Raw genomic sequence first — 15,851 nt, 5'->3', positions numbered from 1 at the left:
AGGAAATATCCAACGGACAGGAGATAACTATGCTTCGCAAATTGTGTGTAGGGGGATTGTTACTCGCCGCGGCCGCCACCTCGTGGGGCGCGACCAATCGGCCCGATGGCTACGTGACCATCTGCAAGATCAACGAGTCATGCTCGGTGAGCAGCAGCACCAACGTAGCATTCGGCGCCTCCGGCCAGTTCGTTTACAAAGTTTTGAACGGCACATTCAGCTGCACGGTCGCTACCTTCGGCTCCGATCCCATTCCGTCGAAACAGGTGAAGGAATGTTCGGTGCCGTCCGGTAGTGGGGGTGGTGGCGGCGGTGGTGGTGGCACGACACCGCCGCCGACCGGTTCGATCACCGGCTCTTCGTGCTCGACCAGCGGCACGCAGACCACCGTGAACGAAACGATTCGCGTGACCAGCGGTACTTATGACGGTGGTTGCCGGCGTTTCAATGCGGGCTCGGGCCTGGGCGATGGCAGTCAGTCGGAAGGCCAGGATCCGGTGTTCCGTGTCGAAAATGGAGCGACTCTGCGCAACGTTGTGATTGGAACTAACGGTGCTGACGGCATTCATACCTACAATGGCGCCGTGCTCGACAATATCCATTGGATGAACGTCGGCGAGGATGCGATGACCATCAAGTCCTCGGGCACCACCACGGTGAGCAACATCGAAGGCTACGATGCCGACGATAAGTTCTTCCAGATCAATGCCGCGTCGACGCTGAACGTGACCAATTGCATCATTCATCGGGCCGGCAAGGCGCTGCGCCAGAATGGCGGCACGACCTACCGGATCAATGTCAGCTTCAATCGCTGCGATCTGAATACCATGAAAGAGGGTGTGTTCCGCACCGACAGCTCCAGCAGCACCGCGAGCCTGACCAACAGCCGGCTGCACTCTGCGGGCACGGTTTGCATCGGGCCATGGGCGAGCTGCGCGCAATCGGGTAATACTAGCTACTGATTCAACCGGACGGTTGGGGATGGACGTTTGGCCGGGAGCGACACCGCTCCCGGCCATTCTTCCGACAAACAAGGACGCAGATGTTCAGATTCATGGATCGAAGGATGGTCGCGGGCGTGGTCATGCTGGCGGCGATTGCGTCGGCGGTGACCGTGATGGTGAAGAATCGCGAGGCACGTGAAGCCGCGGCCTCAGTGCAGTCGCCGGCCGCGCAAGCTGCGGTGAATCAAGAGCGGCCCCTCGTTTCGCGCTTGGTACCGGAACAACAGCGCTCGCTCGCGGCAACAGACGATCCGCCTGACGCCGCCTTTCTCGCGCAGGTCGAGCACAAGTATCGATTCCTGATTGCCGATGTCGAAGAAGAGCATGTCGATGAGCTGCGGCGTCGGCTGCTGGCGCGCGAGTCGGAAATAAATATCGGTTCACGGGCTCACATCGATGCGGGCATCGGCAAACTGCTGCCGGCGGGCAGCTTTGCCTACTACCAGTCGCTGAAAGATTCCGACCTCGAGCAGCATCATCTGGGCGAATACACTGGCGGCATCAGCAATGTGGCACCGCTGGACGAGCGGCAGGAACGTATCGTGCTGGATGCAAAGCTGCGCCAGAAACAACGCTATGCCGCGCTCATGCGCGATGCCGGGCTCGATCGAACCAGTCTGTCGAATGAGGAGCGCGCCTACGCCCACACCAGGACGGCCGAAGCGCTCAAGCAATACATGGACGATTTTCTCGCGGAGGTAGCGCCGTCACTCACGGAGGCGCAATACACGCAACTCAAGAGCTACGAGACGACCGAGTTCGCGCGCGAGCTGAGTCGATTGCAGCAACGGATCAATGCGCAGTAGCCGGCGTCGAGCGGGACAGTCGCACCAGGCGCTCGCCGACCAGGATGAGATCCCCATTGCGTGAGTTGAAGACGGCGCTACGCAAGTGGCGGCGAGTGTGGCTGGGAATTCGTTGCCAGGTCTCGCCCGCGTCGGCCGAGCGCAGGATCATTCCTTGCTGGCCGACGATCACCAAGGCGCCACTGTCAGGTTCGAGCAACCCTTTGCGCAGTTCTGCTTGCGTGTTGCTGCGGATGGGCTGCCAGGACTCGCCGTCGTCGATCGAACGGACGATGCTGCCATACTCGCCGAACGCCACCAGTGCGTTGTGCTTCGGATCGTGAAGCATGCGCCGGAGCGATCGATCAGTGCCGGATGGAACGCGCCGCCATTTCAGTCCGGCATCGGTCGAACGCAGCAGTGTGCCCTTGGCTCCGAGCAGAAACATCGTGCTGGTACGTTCGTCGACATAGCCGCCAAACAAATCCTCTTCTGCGCCCGTTTCGACGAGCGTCCATTTGCGGCCACCGTCAGTGCTGCGCGCGGACACGCCTCGCTGGCCGGCAATGAGCATCGTGGCCTTACTCGTTGCCACCATGCCTTGCCAGAGCTCACGATCGGTCGCGAGCTTCGACAGCTGCCACGTCCGCCCTGCGTCCTGAGACACATAGATGGAGCCGTTAGCTTCAATGACGGCAAGCGACTGCCGATGCGGATCGCTGAGAATCCATGGGAACGCCTCCTCCTTCTCCAGCGGCGTCCAATGAGCGATCTGCCATTTCATTCCGCCATCTTCCGAGCGGATGATCGTGCCCGGCGCGCCGGCCGCAACCAGCGCCTTGCCTGAAGGCTCGACGATCAGCGATCGCAGGTTCGGCGGTGTGTTCATGTTTGGATAAGCGACGTCGACACTTTTCCAGGTCTGGCCGTTATCTGCGGAACGCAGGATGCTACCGAGCTCGCCGCTGGCGACGATCGCGTCACTGTCGGGCAGCGCAATGACTTCCCGCAGGTTCCAACTCAGTTCGGGTGATACGAGGCGCCAGCTCTTGCCGGAATCTGCTGAGGTCACGATGTAACCGCCCTCGCCGAAGCCTACGAAGCGTCCATCACCGAGCTGCGCCAGCGATTCCATACTGGTGCTGTAGCCAGTCGCGAGCTTCTGCCACTGTCGACCGCCATCAATGGATCGAGCCGCGAGCCCGTGATGGCCGACAGCAAGCAACGATTGGCTGGCGGTGTCGTAGCGAAGCGCGCTTACGTAGCGCTTGTGCCCGTCGATACTCAGCTCGATCTTTTCCCAGGAATCATCGCCGCGCGCGCGACGAAACAAATCGCCCGTATGGCTGGCGAGCAGCACCGTATGAAACTTGGGATCGAGCACAGCATCGGTGAAGTAAGCGTTGGCGCCCATGCTCGACAGGCGCCAGCTTGCGCCGCGATCCGTCGAGATCAAGAAGCGGCCCAGCGCGCTGGTGGCGATCAGTTCGTTCTCCAGCGAATGGAATGCAGTCACTGGCGTTACAGGCTCCTGCATCTTTACGCGTGTCAGGTGCCAACTGACACCCGCATCCGTCGACCGTCCGATCAAGCCGGCTTCTCCGCCGATCAGGAGGGCGCCGCTGTCGGGCTCGACGAACAATGTTTCCAGCGTGAGGCTTAGCTCGTTGGACAACGACGACCACGATTTACCACTATCGATCGAGCGCAGAATGGTTCCGCGCGTGCCGGCTGCGATCCATGCGCCGCTGGGTGCGTGATGAATGACCGTGCGAAGATCGAAGTCGGACGCGGCAAGTGAAACGGCTTGCCATCGAGCCCCTGCATCGTCGGATCGAAGAATCGTGCCGTGCTCGCCGACAGCGATCAGAATTTTGCCCGCTGCATCCGACGCGATGTGCGACAGATCAGCGTCAGAGGGCGTATCGGCGCTGTGCCAACGGGTCGTGTCGCTCGAATGGAGAATGGTGCCGTCCGTGCCCCAGATCAGCAGCGTTCGTGACTTCGGCTCGTACAGCGAGCCGGTCAACTTGGGATTGATGACGCGAGCTGAATAATTGATGGGAGCGCGATCTTCCGCCGAGGCGGCTGCCGCCCCGCAGCCAATGGCGATGAACAACAGAGCGCGGACGCAAGTGAGCAGTTCCCTTGATCTCATGCGGATCCCTCCGATCCGCATGCTGCCCCTGCCGGGCGCGAGTCGCAAGTAGGGTCAGTTCGAGCGCTGGAATCTCACGCGGACGTGGAGCCGCTCGCTGGTGATGCCATCGCTACGCGGTTCGTATTTCCACTGTTCGACAGCGGTCAGTGCCGCTTGGTTGAACCACCGGCCATGATTGCTTTGCTCGATTCTCGGCTCGATCACATCGCCTGCAGCCGTGACCTGCAGGCTTACGTCGACCCAACCCTCGATGCCTCGCATCAGCGCATCCTGCGGATAGGGAGGCTGAACCATCTTGATGAGTTTCGGCGCCGTCGGTTGAGCAGCGGGTACAGACGTAAGCTCATCGACGATACTCGCGTCACTCTCTGGACGTGGCGGTGACTCGGGAGCTGGCAGCGCCGCAGCTTGCAGTGAAGTCACGGTCTGATCGGGTGCCAATGCAGCTGCGACGGCCGTCAGGTCGGCGACTTCTGGCAGGGGCGCTGACTCGACGTCTGCAAGTGCAACAGGTTTTGGAATCGCTGCCGTAACGGGACTTGCAGGAGAAGTCTCGGGTTCAGCAATCCTTGTCGCCGCAGCCAGCAGCTTACGCAGCTCCCTGCGCCATTGCGCATCCAATACAGCGAGGCCATGGTGATCGGGCCGCACGCGTCGGGCTTTTTCCAGCGCGACACCGCCTTCTGCAACGCGTCCCTTGGATAGGAGCACGCGTGCGTTGGTCAGATGTCGATCCGCGATGGCATCGATGCCGGCGATTGCATCGGCATTGCCAGGATCGATCGCGAGCACGGTGCTGAAATAATGAAAGGCACTGCGCTCCGGCGGGTCGGTGTAGCGACCATCGGCCATCGCGATGCGGGCATCGTTGAGATTGCGGGCGATCACGTCTCGCGGATCGATGTCCGGTATGCGCTGGGCCATCACCCACCACACCGCAAAGCCCACCGACAGCATGGCGACAGCGAATGCGAGCCAGGGCGTGCGGCCGCGCTGCTCGTGGCTCATTGCCGAGGCGGCGACCGGCACCTCGACCCTGGTCTGAGCACTGCTCGGTATGCCCACCGATACTGCTTCTGGTTCTATTTCCCGGTTCCGCCTGCGAGGGGCGGTTTGATGGAATGGCGCGGTGATTTCGTTTTGTCCGGACGCCAGTTCCAGTTGTACTCGCGCAGTATCGGTGGCCATGCGCCTGCTCCCCATGCCGCAAACCCGTCGCATCGCAGCGCGAGCGGGCTCGCTCTGCAGGCCAACCTAATCCAATCAAAATAGAGTGTCAGTGGTCGGAAGTCCTGATGTACGGGACTGCCGATGTGCAGGCCGCGAGTGTTGGCTTTTTCGACGTCGGCGAAAGGCGGGCTAGCGGCGCTCGGCCGCTGCCGCTTGCAGTTGCGGGAAGAACTCGGCGAAATCCGCCTCGAAGCCGGCACGGTGAGCGATCAGATCCGCAACGCCTTTTTCCAAAGCGAACTCGCGGCTCCAACGCGATGAGAGATAGGCCGACAGCCGGCGCAGCGAGCGCTCTACGCCTTCGATGCGTCGATACGAACCCAGCAGATCGTGACGAATGATTCGATCGAGCGTCACGCGCGCCGACGACGGCAATTCGATCTTGCTAGCCTCGATGTCGGCGTAGAACTTCGCGGTGAACGCATCGAGCACGATGGGCGAGTAGCGATCCCAGCTGGTCGCGAGCAGATGATCGTAGAAAACATCCACGAGCACGCCGCTGAAGCGGCGGGACTCGGCGCTCACTCGTGCGCGGCTGCGCTTTACCAGCGGATGCGAGTCGGTGAACGCATCGATCTGCTTGTGTTTCTGCACGCCGCGCTGGAAGCGCTCGCTCATACGGCGCAGCTCTTCTCCTCTGACGATGTCCGCCAGTAGATTGCCGAGGCGAAATTCGACATCAGGCTCGGACAGGAACACATGGGCCAGCCAATTCAAGAAACTTTCCTTCCAGTCAATCTCGGCAATTTAGCTTAGAGACACCGTTGCGTCGAGGCGGATGTCGTCCGCGCCAGACACTGCATTCCACGACAGATTCTGCATCCGCAGAGCAGCTCATCCCGAATAACGCTGCAGATTCTACCGTGCTGAACAATCACGGACCGTTCAGCTGCGCTCCCGCGCGGCGCGTGCGATGCAAACCACAAGGGATTCTCCCATGAGATTGATGAAGTTGGGCTCGGTCGCAGTCTTGATCAGTGCATCCTTGCTGACCGCCTGCAGCGATAACGGCAATGACGAGCGGCGTCGACCGGCAATCTCCGCGCCGGATTCGCCGCTGCCCTCGGCAGCAATGGGAGTGGCCTTCAGCGCGACATTCGTTTCTTCTGGCGACACGGTGATGTGGAGCGTCGCTTCGGGCACATTGCCGCCAGGTCTGTCGCTGGATGCGACCACGGGCCAGTACTCAGGCACGCCGACGACCGTGGGCTCCTATACATTCACGATCGCAGCCAGCAACAACTTCGGCATGGATAGCCGCGCGTATTCGCAGGACGTCACCCCGCCGCCGCTCGATAGCAACGCACTGCTATCGAACAACATGCTCGTGGCCTTTCCATCGGTGCTTGCATCGGGCTTCGATACGCCGGTCGCCATCGCTGGCCGGAATGCCGGCGACACGCTGGTCAGTATCGATCGGCGGCCGCAGAACGGATTCCTGTACGGCCTGGGTTACAACGCCGTCAACGGCACCGTTCAGCTATACAGCATTGCTTCGCAGACCGCGTTTGCCACGCCGATCGGCACGCCCGGCTCCTTCGTCGCGGCTGACGGCACGACACCGGTGCGCATCGGTGTGGATGCGACCACGACGTTTGGCATCGACTTCAATCCAACCGTCGACCGGGTACGCGTCGTGAACAGCGCCGGTCAGAACTTCCGCATCAATCCCAACAACGGCGCGCTGGTGGATTTCGACGCGAACACGCCGGGCGTGCAGATGGATGGCGGCATCAACGGCCCGACCATGTCGGTGCAGGAAACGGCGTACACGAACAGCGCCCCGAACGTCACAGCGACGACGCAGTACACGCTCGATCAAACGATCGATGCAGTGTGCATTCAGAATCCGCCGAACAACGGCACGCAGACGATGTGTATGCCGCTGTCGGTGCCGGTGGAGACGGTGCAGGGCTTCGATATTCCGCCGTCGGTCACAGTGACGACGTCGAACACCGCCGCGACCGGTCTGGGCATGGCGGTGGTGCGCGCTTCGGGCCGCACGCAGGATGAGTTGATCAACATCAATCTTGCGACGGGCGGGGTGACGACGCTGGGGCCGGTCGCTCCCACCGGCATCATCGGCCTTGCACTGCAGACACCGACGGCGACGCCGTTCATCGCGCTCTCCGCCGACGGGACTCAGTTGTTCCGCCTGCTGAGCACATCGCTAAGCACGCCTGTGACTGTGACGATTGCAGGGGTCACCGCCGGAGAAACCTTGGTCGGCATCGACTATCGTCCGCAAACCGGCCAGCTGTATTCGTTCGGTGTGAATGCAACTACGGACACGGGCACCGTCTACATCATCGATCCGCAAACCGGCGCGGCGAGTGTCGTTGGTACGCCCGGCATGGTCGCGTTCGTGACGACGGCGGGGGCGGCTGTCGATCTGCCGCCAGTCAGCGCTGGCTACGGGTTCGATTTCAATCCCACGGTCGATCGCATTCGTGTCGTCACCGGCACTGGCCTGAACTTCCGCATCAATCCGATAAGTGGCGAGCCGGTCGACGGCAATGCTACTGCCAATGGCATCAATCCGGACGGCGGGATCAACGGTCAGCCGGCAGGCTCAATGGGTGTGACCGCAGCTGCGTATACGAACAGCTTCGGTCAGCCGCTCACCGGCGGTGTGACGACGCAGTACGTGATCGATGCGGTCAGCAACTCGCTGTTCATCCAGAACCCGCCCAACAACGGCACGCTGACGGCGCCGCAGCCCATCACGTTGAATGGCAACCCGCTGGATTTCACCGAAGCGAATGGCTTCGACATTCCCCCGAGCGTGCGCGTGACGACCTCTTCGGCGCCCGCGACGGGCTTGGGCTTTGCGGCACTGACTGTAGGCTCGGCGACGCGCTTGTATTCGATCGATCTGAGTAATGGCCGCGCCACGGATCTGGGCGCGTTGCCGTCCGGGGTGAGCGGCCTGACGGTGGGTCAGACGACGGTCAAGTAAAAGTCATACTTCCAAACAGCGACGGCGGTGCTCAGCACCGCCGTCGCATCGCTCGTCAGTTACCCGAGCTCTTGGGGGACGAGTTGTCCTTGCTGCCCCAGTCACGCTTGCCGTGGCCACGGCCCGGGCCAGGGCCGCGCTCGCGCAGAGCGTCGAACTTCTTCATCTGTGTTTCGTTCAGCACGCTGCTCAGCTTGGTGTGCAGCTCCTGCTTGGACTCCTCGCGCTTGGCTTTCATCTCATCGCGCGACGGGCGGGTGCCCGAGGCACGAGCGGCTTCGAAATTGGAGCGCATCTGTTCGTGCTGCTCCTTCAGGATCTTTTCGACTTCAGTCTTCTGATACGAATCCAGGTCGAGCAGCAGCGCCAGTCGATCCATATCCGGACCAGGCGCAACTCGCGCAGGCGGGGCAGTGGGAGCCGTCGTAGTGTTGGCGGCAAAGGCCACGCCGCTGGCAAGCCAGGCAAGCGCAAGCAGGGTGACTTTCGTTTTCATCTCAATGTCTCCGTTGGGGTGAAAGAGTGTTCTTGGGTATCGGGTCCTCGAGAACACGCTTGCAGATTAAGGGCTCGCGGGGCCCGGCGCGGTAATCAATTGTTACCAACTGCGTTGGCAAAAATCACTGCCGATTCAAGGAGTTGTAATTTCTCTTGGCAGGATCAACCGGGCTTCCAAGCCACCGTTCTGACGATTGTGGAGAGATAGTGCACCGCCGTGTGCCTGAGCGATGTCGCGCGCAATGCTCAGGCCCAGACCGGTGCCGCCCGTGTCGCGGTTGCGGGAATGTTCGAGGCGAAAGAACGGCTCGAATACCTTTTCCAGCATGTCCTCGGGAATGCCGGGGCCGTCGTCCAGGACACGCACGATCAATTGCGCGCCGTCATCTATCTGGATCGTGGCGCGTGTGCCGTGACGAATCGCATTCTGTACCAGATTGCCGAGACAACGTTTCAGCGCGAGCGGCTTTGCGACGTATGGAGCGCGCGCCGTGCCGACGATGCTCACGTCGCCGCCCAGCTCTGCATGTTGTCGTTGCAGCTCCAGCGCGAGTGCATTGATGTCGACGGGCACCGCAGTTTCTTCATCGTTCAGTCCGCGGAATACGCCGAGCGCGCCCCGGATCATGCTCGACATTTCATCCAGATCTTCGACGAAGCGCTGACGCAGTTGATCGTCGTCGATGGATTCGACGCGCAGTCGCAAGCGAGTCAGCGGTGTACGCAGATCATGTGACATTGCTGCCAATACCTGAGTGCGGCTGTCGAGATAGCGTCGCAGGCGCTCCTGCATCGAATTGAACGCTCGCGTGGCGCGCCGGATTTCGCGGGCACCCGACTCCTCCAACGGCATATCCGTCGCGCCGCGACCTACCGCGTCGGCGGCGCGAGCGAGATCTCCCAGCGGACGAGTGATGGTGCGAGTCATTGCATAGAGAACGACGCCCAAGGCCAGCGCGAGGAGCCCCAGCTCCAGAAAAATCTGCCGCGGCAGACGAGGACCGGAGCGGGGCGCGAAGGTGCGAAAGACGGCTGTGTCGCCATCGGGCAATGTCACAGTGACATCGAAGACGCGATCGCGGCGAGGCGGAAACGTGTTCGGCGGTGGAGAACCGTCCGGCGGCGGAAAGTCCCGACGCAAGGAATGCAGCGGAATGACGTCGGAGCGGCGGGCCCGCGGCGGCCCGGTTGAAACTTTGTAACCCGAGCCCAGGTGACGTTGCAGATGAGCGGCGAATGCGCGCTCCAGAGCGGCCTGCTCTTCGTTTTGAATGCGTGGCGGCGGCGGGCGCACGTCCTCGGGTGAGAGACGTTGCTCACGCAATTTGAGGCGGGCGTCGTCACGCTCGTCCTGCGACAGTCCCGCCAGATACTGGCTCGTTTCGGCAATGGTATTCGCCGAGCTGCCAGCGCCGCTGTCCAGCAACGCCAGCTCGCGACGCTCGCGCACGATCAGCAGAATGAACACGATCAGCATCGCGCCGATCACGGCCATCGTCGCCACGAACAGGCGTCCGAACAGCGTGTCCGGCAGGAGCGGGCGAGCCATTATTCCTGCTCGACGGGCACGCCCATCACATAGCCCTCGCCATAAATCGTCTTGATGATTTTCGGCGAGCGCGCGTCATCGCGCAGTACCTGGCGCAAGCGGCTGATGCGGACATCGACGCTGCGATCGAAGGGGTCGATGTCACGACCGCGCAGCAGCTCCATCAACTGCGAGCGCGACAACACTCTGGTTGGATGCGCCAGCAGAATGGCGAGCAGGCGGAACTCGGCGCCGCTGAGCGCATGTTGAGAGCCGTCGGTATGGATGAGCGAGCGTGCGGTGACGTCGAGTTTCCAATCGCCGAAGCGATACACGGTGACGGCGCTTTGTACGGGATCGCGCGGCATGTGTGCCGTCCGCCGCAAGATCGCTTTGATCCTGCCGACCAGCTCGCGCGGACTGAACGGCTTGGACAGATAGTCGTCGGCCCCGACTTCCAGTCCCACGACCCGATCGATCTCTTCGCCCAGCGCCGTGAGCATCAGGATGGGAATCTGTGAGTGAGCGCGCAACTCGCGGGTGAGCTTCAAGCCGTCTTCGCCGGGCAGCATCAGGTCGAGCACGATCAGGTCGACGTGCGATTGCTCGAGCGCGCGGCGCATGGCTTTGCCATCGGCCACTGCGGTGGTGCGATACCCGTTCTTCTGCAGGTAATCGCCCAGCAGCGTGCGGATTTCGCGATCGTCATCGACGATCAGGATATGGCGAGAGTCGGTCATGAGATCACGTCAGAAGCCCGCTGCGTATCATGACCAATGAGGTCGGAGCGTGCCTGCGGACATTGTAACTAAGTGTTGCGCCTCGCGCCGGCGCAACACTGCGTAACTATTGCCCGAGTCGGCCTCAGGCGCGGCCAACGTTACGCAGTTCGTCGCCGACGACTGCCGGGTGATCTTCGGTGGTGGCGTAAGGCATCACACGATCGCGGCCGGCGGCTTTGGCGCGATACAAAGCTGCGTCTGCGTGCGCCATCAACTGGCGCAGCTCGTAGCCCGACACTTCGGTCGAGGTCACGCCGAAGCTGCCGGACACCGGGCAACGCTGGCCGTCGTACTGCGGCTCGATGGAGCTCAAGGCGACTCGCAGCCGCTCGGCGCGTTGCTTCGCGTCTTCCAGACTGCAGCCGGGCAGCACGATGCCAAACTCTTCACCGCCGACGCGCCCGAAAATATCACTGACGCGCAGATGTCCCTGACACGCGATCACCGCCTGACGCAGCACATGATCGCCGGCGGCGTGACCGAAGCGATCGTTGATCGCTTTGAAATGATCCAGATCGCATAGAACCACGCTGACCTGCTGTTGTGACTTGCGCGCGGCTTCGAGCACGGCCTCGGCCAGTTGAATGAAGCGGGGCCGGTTGGCGATGTCGGTCAGGCTGTCCACCTGCGACAGCTTCATGAAATGCAGCTGCGAGCGCTTGGTGCGATAGGCCCACAGCGTGATGAACACCACGACCAGCATCAACAGTGCGATGTACAGCCGGCTGGTCTCAGCGGCCTTGCCATCCAGCTCGCGCTGGAGTTGCAGCAGCTTGTTCTCCTGGTTGAGCGCTTCCAGCTGCGACTTGGTGGACAAGGTGTTCGACTTCACGCGCTCATAGGCCAGCTGGCGCGCGGTGACGTCATCGAGATATGCCTTGTCGGCGGCGGCGGATTTCTTCAGGTATGCAATGGCGTTGCCGACGTCGCCATGCTTCTCCGACTCTTCATAGAGCACGCGATAGGCGCCGACCAACGGCTGGGTAAATTGATTCTTCACGCTATGCTCGACGGCACGCAAAGCCATGCGCTGCGCGTTGACTCCCAAGCCGCGCTGTTGATACGCCTGCGCCAGCAACGATTCCCACTCGGAGATGCCGCGGGGATAGCGCGTTTGCTCCACCTCGCCATAGTGCCGCTCGAGCAGGTTGATGGCCTCATCGATGCGATGCTCGCGTAAAAACAAACGAGCTTGAGTGGTGCGGATGCCGTTCGCGGCCAGCGATTCACCCTGCCGCAGGCAGGCGTTGATGGCGGCGGGGATCGCGGGATCGTCGGCCTTGATCCGCTTGGTCTTGCACAGGGTATCGAGGCGGATCTGCTCGCCTCGGCACACGCCACGGCCACGAGCATTCTCTTTGACGACCTGCTCGGCGTAGTGAATGCCCAGGTCGTATTCGCCGACCAGGACGTAGAGGTCGGCAGCGACGGACATGCCCTGCAGGCGGGCGTCCTTGTCGGTGACCTCGGGCAGTTTGTTCAACAGTTTGTTGAGTTGCAGGAATGCCCCTTCGTAACGCGTCGCCAGGACCTGGACGTTCGTGGCGGTCGAGCTGGCGCGGAATTGGAGCGTCGGGTCGCTCGCCTCATCGACCAGCGACTCCAGCATGGGAATCGCGGCGGCGTAGTCGCCGGCGTACACCAGACGCCATCCCTGCAGATATTTGAGGTGCTCGCGTTGCTGGCCCGACAGATCGTCGACCTGGGCCTGCAGTTGATCGATCAGCTGGGTGAACTCGGCGGGGTCGACGCTTTTGACGGCGTCGGCCCGTTGCAACATGGCGGCGAAGTCCTCGCCGTCCGCCGCCAGCAGCGGCCCGCCACCGAACAGGCACAAGCAAGCGATTCCGCCCAGCAGCCAGTGCCGGGCGGAATCGTTGCAAACAGTTGCTTGCTTAGCTGGCGCAGGCGACACGGCGCTCGCCACCGTCTTCGGGCTGCTGTTCCTCGGGCTCTTCGTCTTGCGGAGCGTGGACCATGCAGCAGACATTCTTGGTGGCACCGATCAACTCCTCGAGCTGACGGGGCCGCCGCTGCACGATGGCTGCCTGCACGGCCGGCTCGATGCCCGCCCGCGACAGCTCCCGCGCCAGTTGCTCGCCAGTCAGGGATTGCAGCTGCGAGCTCTGACCTATTCTTTCCAACAGATCCACGACATTCGACACGATGCGCTCCTCCTCTTCCCCAGTTGTTTGTTGAGTACGAGTGCTGCCTCATGCAGCTTGGGTTGTGACAGCCTAGGACAAACGCGGCGAGCCGGGCTCTCGAACGCTCCACAGAAAAATTAACGCCCCGGCGGCGTCCGCGGTTGACTACGACTTAACAGAATTATGCCTGTTTCGCAGCCGACTGACGGCACCCGAATGATTCGGAGGCAAGGCTGCGGGCGGCGGGGAACCGCACCGGGCGGGGAGCGGGCTTACCGCGCAGCCCGGAACGCGGCGGGCGGCGGCCCCGAATGATGATGAACCGACCAGGCATTTCCTTGCCCATCCTTGCCATTCCTTTGGCTGGCGCTGCGGCACACTCGGCCGGGCGGTCTCGACTGGGGATAGGTGACCCGGCGGTTGCGCCGGGCCACGGCTGGGACATTATCCGCAGCGATCAGGCTGCATGACGGACCGATGGCGCCGGCACGGAAGCATCGCCTTCACTGTCGTCTTCCGCGGCATGGATCAGGCAACACACGTTGGTCGCCGCTCCCGCCTGCGTCTCGAGACTGTGCCGATCTGCACCGGCGAGAGCTGCGTGGACCGAAGACTCGATTCCCGCCTGTGACAGCGCCGCTTGCAGTTCGAGCCCGGTGACATTGCGCAACTGCGAGTTCTGGCCCAGCTTCTCCAGAAATTCGATGAGGTTCGACATCGCCAACTCCTTCTCAGTCCTTAGCAGGAAATTTCGGCAACCACGAATCACGACGAACGGACCAGACGCTGTACTGCTGAGGTCCGTCTTCCGGCGCAGCGTCGCGCTGGCGGTCAAAGCCTACGCTAATGACAGCCCGCTCTACAACGATGTGGTCGGCGGCGAACTGCACCCACAGTTCATCGACCGGCAAGTGCGTGAACACCTGCTGAATCAGGCCGATGAAGCCTTCCTTGGAATAACCTTGCGCCCGCGCTCGGGCGACGAACATCACGCCTGCTTGCACGCTGCGGCGTTGTGCATCGAAGTTCTGCAGGCTGCAAACGCCAACATCCTGCTGCGAGGCCTTCTCGACCACAGTAAGAAACAATCGCTCTATGGGATCGCGGTTCATGCCCGCCAGCGCGCTGTTGAAGCTGCGGGCGGCTCGCTCCGGCGCCATGGGGGCACCGATGAAGCGCATTGTTTCCTCATCGGTGTAGAGGTGGCAGTACAGCGCGCTGTCGTGCGGCCCAAGTGGGCGCATCCGCAGTCGCTCCGTTTCCACTGGAATTATGTGCACGACGCTGCGGTGAAAGTTACGTCGCCGTGCCGAGGCCGAGCTCGCGATCGAGGGCGGACAGCCGATCGCGTATTTCCCGGTCTGGCTGCAATGCCTGCGCCGGCGGTATCACCATGGTGAAGTGCATGTCGGCCGCGGCGGTCGGCAGTTGTGACAACGGCAGGTGGATGATGGTCGGCTGAAAGGTCGGCAGCGTTGCGGCCTGATACAAGATGACCTCATGCTCGAGCGGATAGTCGCGGCTCAATACATCGACCAGCACTTGGCGGTAGGCCGAGCCGGTTGAAAAGCGCGCCAGCGACTGATCGCCTGACAGGCCGACCTGCCACAGAATCAGATACGCCGCGGTATCCACGCGACGGCGGTTGAACATGAACTGACTGGCTTCGTAGTGCTGGCAGCCATACTTGCCCGGATCGAAGCCGAGATCCGCGTACATGCAGTCGGCCGCGGACACGCCGGGCTCCATGTGCGCCGCGAAACCTTCGCTGCGCGCGATCTCGATGGCCTTGTGAGTGGGCCAGGCGAACACTCCGGGATGCCCATAAAACGCCGCACAAACGCGCTTGCCGGCGCGCACTTCGGTGAGCATGGCCTCGACCATTTCGCGATAGGTCTGCATGCGCGACTTGCCTTCGCGATAGTACGACTGAAGGCTGCGGACATCGCGGTTCATGCCGGCAATCCACAGTTCGATGATGCCGTCGGACAGCCCGGTGAACACTACGTCGGCCTTGTCGATGAAGTCGCGGGCGAGCGGCGTGAGGTGCGACCCGAGGGTCATGCCGATGCCCACACATGCCAAGCTTCCGGCCTTGCTCACTGCAGTGTCCTTGTTATTGCGCGTCGGGTTGGGCTTCCGGGCGGGCCGCGTCGAACGCCGGCATCGTTTCCAAATGCGTGCTGATCGCAACCAGCGTGGGGAACGGCGACAGATCCGTTTTGAAGCGACGCGCATTGTACATCTGCGGCACCAGGCATACGTCGGCCAGCGACAAGCTGTCGCCGAAACAATGGCGCCGCGCGCTGGAGTGTTTCGCCACTTGCTGTTCCAGTCCGCGGAAGCCTGCGCTGATCCAGTGTCGATACCAGGTGTTCACGCCCTCATCATTCTGCGCGAGATCCTGGCGCAGATAGTTGAGGACGCGCAGATTGTTCAATGGATGAATGTCACAAGCAATCGCGAGCGCCATGGACCGTACCTGCGCGCGCGCCAGCGGGTCGGCCGGCAACAATGGCGGCTGCGGCTGCAGGTCATTGAGATATTCAATGATGGCGAGCGATTGTGAGATCACGGTGCCGTCGACTTCGAGCGCCGGAATCAACCCTTGAGGATTGAGTGCCAGATAGTCGGCAGCGCGATGCTCGTGCTTCACGAGCGATTTGGAGATGTGCTCGTATTCCAAGCCCTTGAGGTTCAGGGCAATGCGCACCCGGAACGCCGCTGAGCTGCGGAAGTAGTTGTAGAGCTTCATAG

The 15,851-nt window shown here is 62.0% G+C and carries 15 protein-coding genes; 3 read left to right on the top strand and 12 right to left on the bottom strand.

Going from position 1 to position 15,851, the window contains the following annotated elements:
• The first annotated feature begins 29 nt into the window (after window positions 1-29).
• On the top strand, window positions 30-962 hold the full coding sequence (locus D0550_RS00355; RefSeq protein ID WP_116807109.1) for a pectate lyase: 933 nt from the start codon (window positions 30-32) through the stop codon (window positions 960-962).
• 80 nt (window positions 963-1,042) lie between these two features.
• Window positions 1,043-1,810, top strand: coding sequence for a hypothetical protein (locus D0550_RS00350; protein WP_153066986.1), 768 nt, complete (start codon window positions 1,043-1,045; stop codon window positions 1,808-1,810).
• Here the strand turns inward: D0550_RS00350 and D0550_RS00345 are convergent.
• From D0550_RS00345 to D0550_RS00335, 3 genes are all read right to left on the bottom strand, one after another.
• Window positions 1,797-3,947 carry a YCF48-related protein gene (locus D0550_RS00345; protein WP_161965561.1) on the bottom strand — a complete coding sequence of 717 codons (2,151 nt, stop codon included), beginning with the start codon at window positions 3,945-3,947 and terminating at the stop codon, window positions 1,797-1,799. The two genes, D0550_RS00350 and D0550_RS00345, sit on opposite strands and share 14 nt — an antisense overlap.
• Window positions 3,948-4,001: 54 nt before the next feature.
• The gene (locus D0550_RS00340; RefSeq protein WP_161965560.1) at window positions 4,002-5,138 is read right to left on the bottom strand and encodes an energy transducer TonB; all 1,137 of its coding nucleotides are present in this window, start codon (window positions 5,136-5,138) and stop codon (window positions 4,002-4,004) included.
• A gap of 171 nt (window positions 5,139-5,309) precedes the next feature.
• Complete coding sequence (locus D0550_RS00335; protein ID WP_116807105.1) at window positions 5,310-5,897, bottom strand: acyl carrier protein phosphodiesterase; 588 nt, start codon at window positions 5,895-5,897, stop codon at window positions 5,310-5,312.
• 220 nt (window positions 5,898-6,117) lie between these two features.
• Here D0550_RS00335 and D0550_RS00330 point away from each other — a divergent pair, with 220 nt between their 5' ends.
• Window positions 6,118-8,139: a DUF4394 domain-containing protein gene (locus D0550_RS00330; protein ID WP_161965559.1), complete on the top strand. Its 2,022-nt coding sequence runs from the start codon at window positions 6,118-6,120 to the stop codon at window positions 8,137-8,139.
• A 55-nt stretch (window positions 8,140-8,194) separates the two neighbouring features.
• On the opposite strand, the gene D0550_RS00325 is transcribed toward D0550_RS00330, so the two are convergent.
• The 9 genes from D0550_RS00325 to maiA form a co-directional block, all read right to left on the bottom strand.
• Complete coding sequence (locus tag D0550_RS00325) at window positions 8,195-8,635, bottom strand: hypothetical protein (RefSeq protein ID WP_116807103.1); 441 nt, start codon at window positions 8,633-8,635, stop codon at window positions 8,195-8,197.
• 135 nt (window positions 8,636-8,770) lie between these two features.
• Window positions 8,771-10,186: an ATP-binding protein gene (locus D0550_RS00320; RefSeq protein ID WP_116807102.1), complete on the bottom strand. Its 1,416-nt coding sequence runs from the start codon at window positions 10,184-10,186 to the stop codon at window positions 8,771-8,773.
• Window positions 10,186-10,905, bottom strand: coding sequence for a response regulator (locus D0550_RS00315; RefSeq protein ID WP_116807101.1), 720 nt, complete (start codon window positions 10,903-10,905; stop codon window positions 10,186-10,188). Before D0550_RS00315 ends, D0550_RS00320 begins: the two co-directional genes overlap by 1 nt.
• Before the next feature lie 124 nt (window positions 10,906-11,029).
• Window positions 11,030-12,784 carry a GGDEF domain-containing protein gene (locus D0550_RS00310; protein WP_116807100.1) on the bottom strand — a complete coding sequence of 585 codons (1,755 nt, stop codon included), beginning with the start codon at window positions 12,782-12,784 and terminating at the stop codon, window positions 11,030-11,032.
• Window positions 12,785-12,842: 58 nt separating this feature from the next.
• Window positions 12,843-13,112, bottom strand: a complete 270-nt coding sequence (locus D0550_RS00305; RefSeq protein WP_153066985.1) for a hypothetical protein — start codon at window positions 13,110-13,112, stop codon at window positions 12,843-12,845.
• 439 nt (window positions 13,113-13,551) lie between these two features.
• Window positions 13,552-13,812, bottom strand: coding sequence for a hypothetical protein (locus D0550_RS00300; protein ID WP_116807098.1), 261 nt, complete (start codon window positions 13,810-13,812; stop codon window positions 13,552-13,554).
• Window positions 13,813-13,825: 13 nt separating this feature from the next.
• Complete coding sequence (locus D0550_RS00295) at window positions 13,826-14,338, bottom strand: GNAT family N-acetyltransferase (RefSeq protein ID WP_116807097.1); 513 nt, start codon at window positions 14,336-14,338, stop codon at window positions 13,826-13,828.
• Window positions 14,339-14,390: 52 nt separating this feature from the next.
• Window positions 14,391-15,197, bottom strand: a complete 807-nt coding sequence (locus D0550_RS00290) for an SAM-dependent methyltransferase (protein ID WP_174842457.1) — start codon at window positions 15,195-15,197, stop codon at window positions 14,391-14,393.
• A gap of 13 nt (window positions 15,198-15,210) precedes the next feature.
• Window positions 15,211-15,849: a maleylacetoacetate isomerase gene (maiA, locus tag D0550_RS00285; RefSeq protein ID WP_116807095.1), complete on the bottom strand. Its 639-nt coding sequence runs from the start codon at window positions 15,847-15,849 to the stop codon at window positions 15,211-15,213.
• Window positions 15,850-15,851 lie beyond the last annotated feature (2 nt).

It is taken from the genome of Steroidobacter cummioxidans, from assembly GCF_003104955.1.
The sequence above is the reverse complement of the archived record's forward strand: the minus strand, read 5'-3'. Positions and strand labels throughout refer to the sequence as shown.

Bases quoted from the DNA above. Each gene is read 5' to 3' on its own strand.
- D0550_RS00350 (WP_153066986.1), top strand. From the start codon at position 1,043: ATGTTCAGATTCATGGATCGAAGGATGGTCGCGGGCGTGGTCATGCTG.
- D0550_RS00355 (WP_116807109.1), top strand. From the start codon at position 30: ATGCTTCGCAAATTGTGTGTAGGGGGATTGTTACTCGCCGCGGCCGCC.
- D0550_RS00325 (WP_116807103.1), bottom strand. From the start codon at position 8,635: ATGAAAACGAAAGTCACCCTGCTTGCGCTTGCCTGGCTTGCCAGCGGC.
- D0550_RS00330 (WP_161965559.1), top strand. From the start codon at position 6,118: ATGAGATTGATGAAGTTGGGCTCGGTCGCAGTCTTGATCAGTGCATCC.
- D0550_RS00295 (WP_116807097.1), bottom strand. From the start codon at position 14,338: ATGCGCCCACTTGGGCCGCACGACAGCGCGCTGTACTGCCACCTCTAC.
- D0550_RS00340 (WP_161965560.1), bottom strand. From the start codon at position 5,138: ATGGCCACCGATACTGCGCGAGTACAACTGGAACTGGCGTCCGGACAA.
- D0550_RS00320 (WP_116807102.1), bottom strand. From the start codon at position 10,186: ATGGCTCGCCCGCTCCTGCCGGACACGCTGTTCGGACGCCTGTTCGTG.
- D0550_RS00315 (WP_116807101.1), bottom strand. From the start codon at position 10,905: ATGACCGACTCTCGCCATATCCTGATCGTCGATGACGATCGCGAAATC.
- D0550_RS00300 (WP_116807098.1), bottom strand. From the start codon at position 13,812: ATGTCGAACCTCATCGAATTTCTGGAGAAGCTGGGCCAGAACTCGCAG.
- maiA (WP_116807095.1), bottom strand. From the start codon at position 15,849: ATGAAGCTCTACAACTACTTCCGCAGCTCAGCGGCGTTCCGGGTGCGC.
- D0550_RS00345 (WP_161965561.1), bottom strand. From the start codon at position 3,947: ATGAGATCAAGGGAACTGCTCACTTGCGTCCGCGCTCTGTTGTTCATC.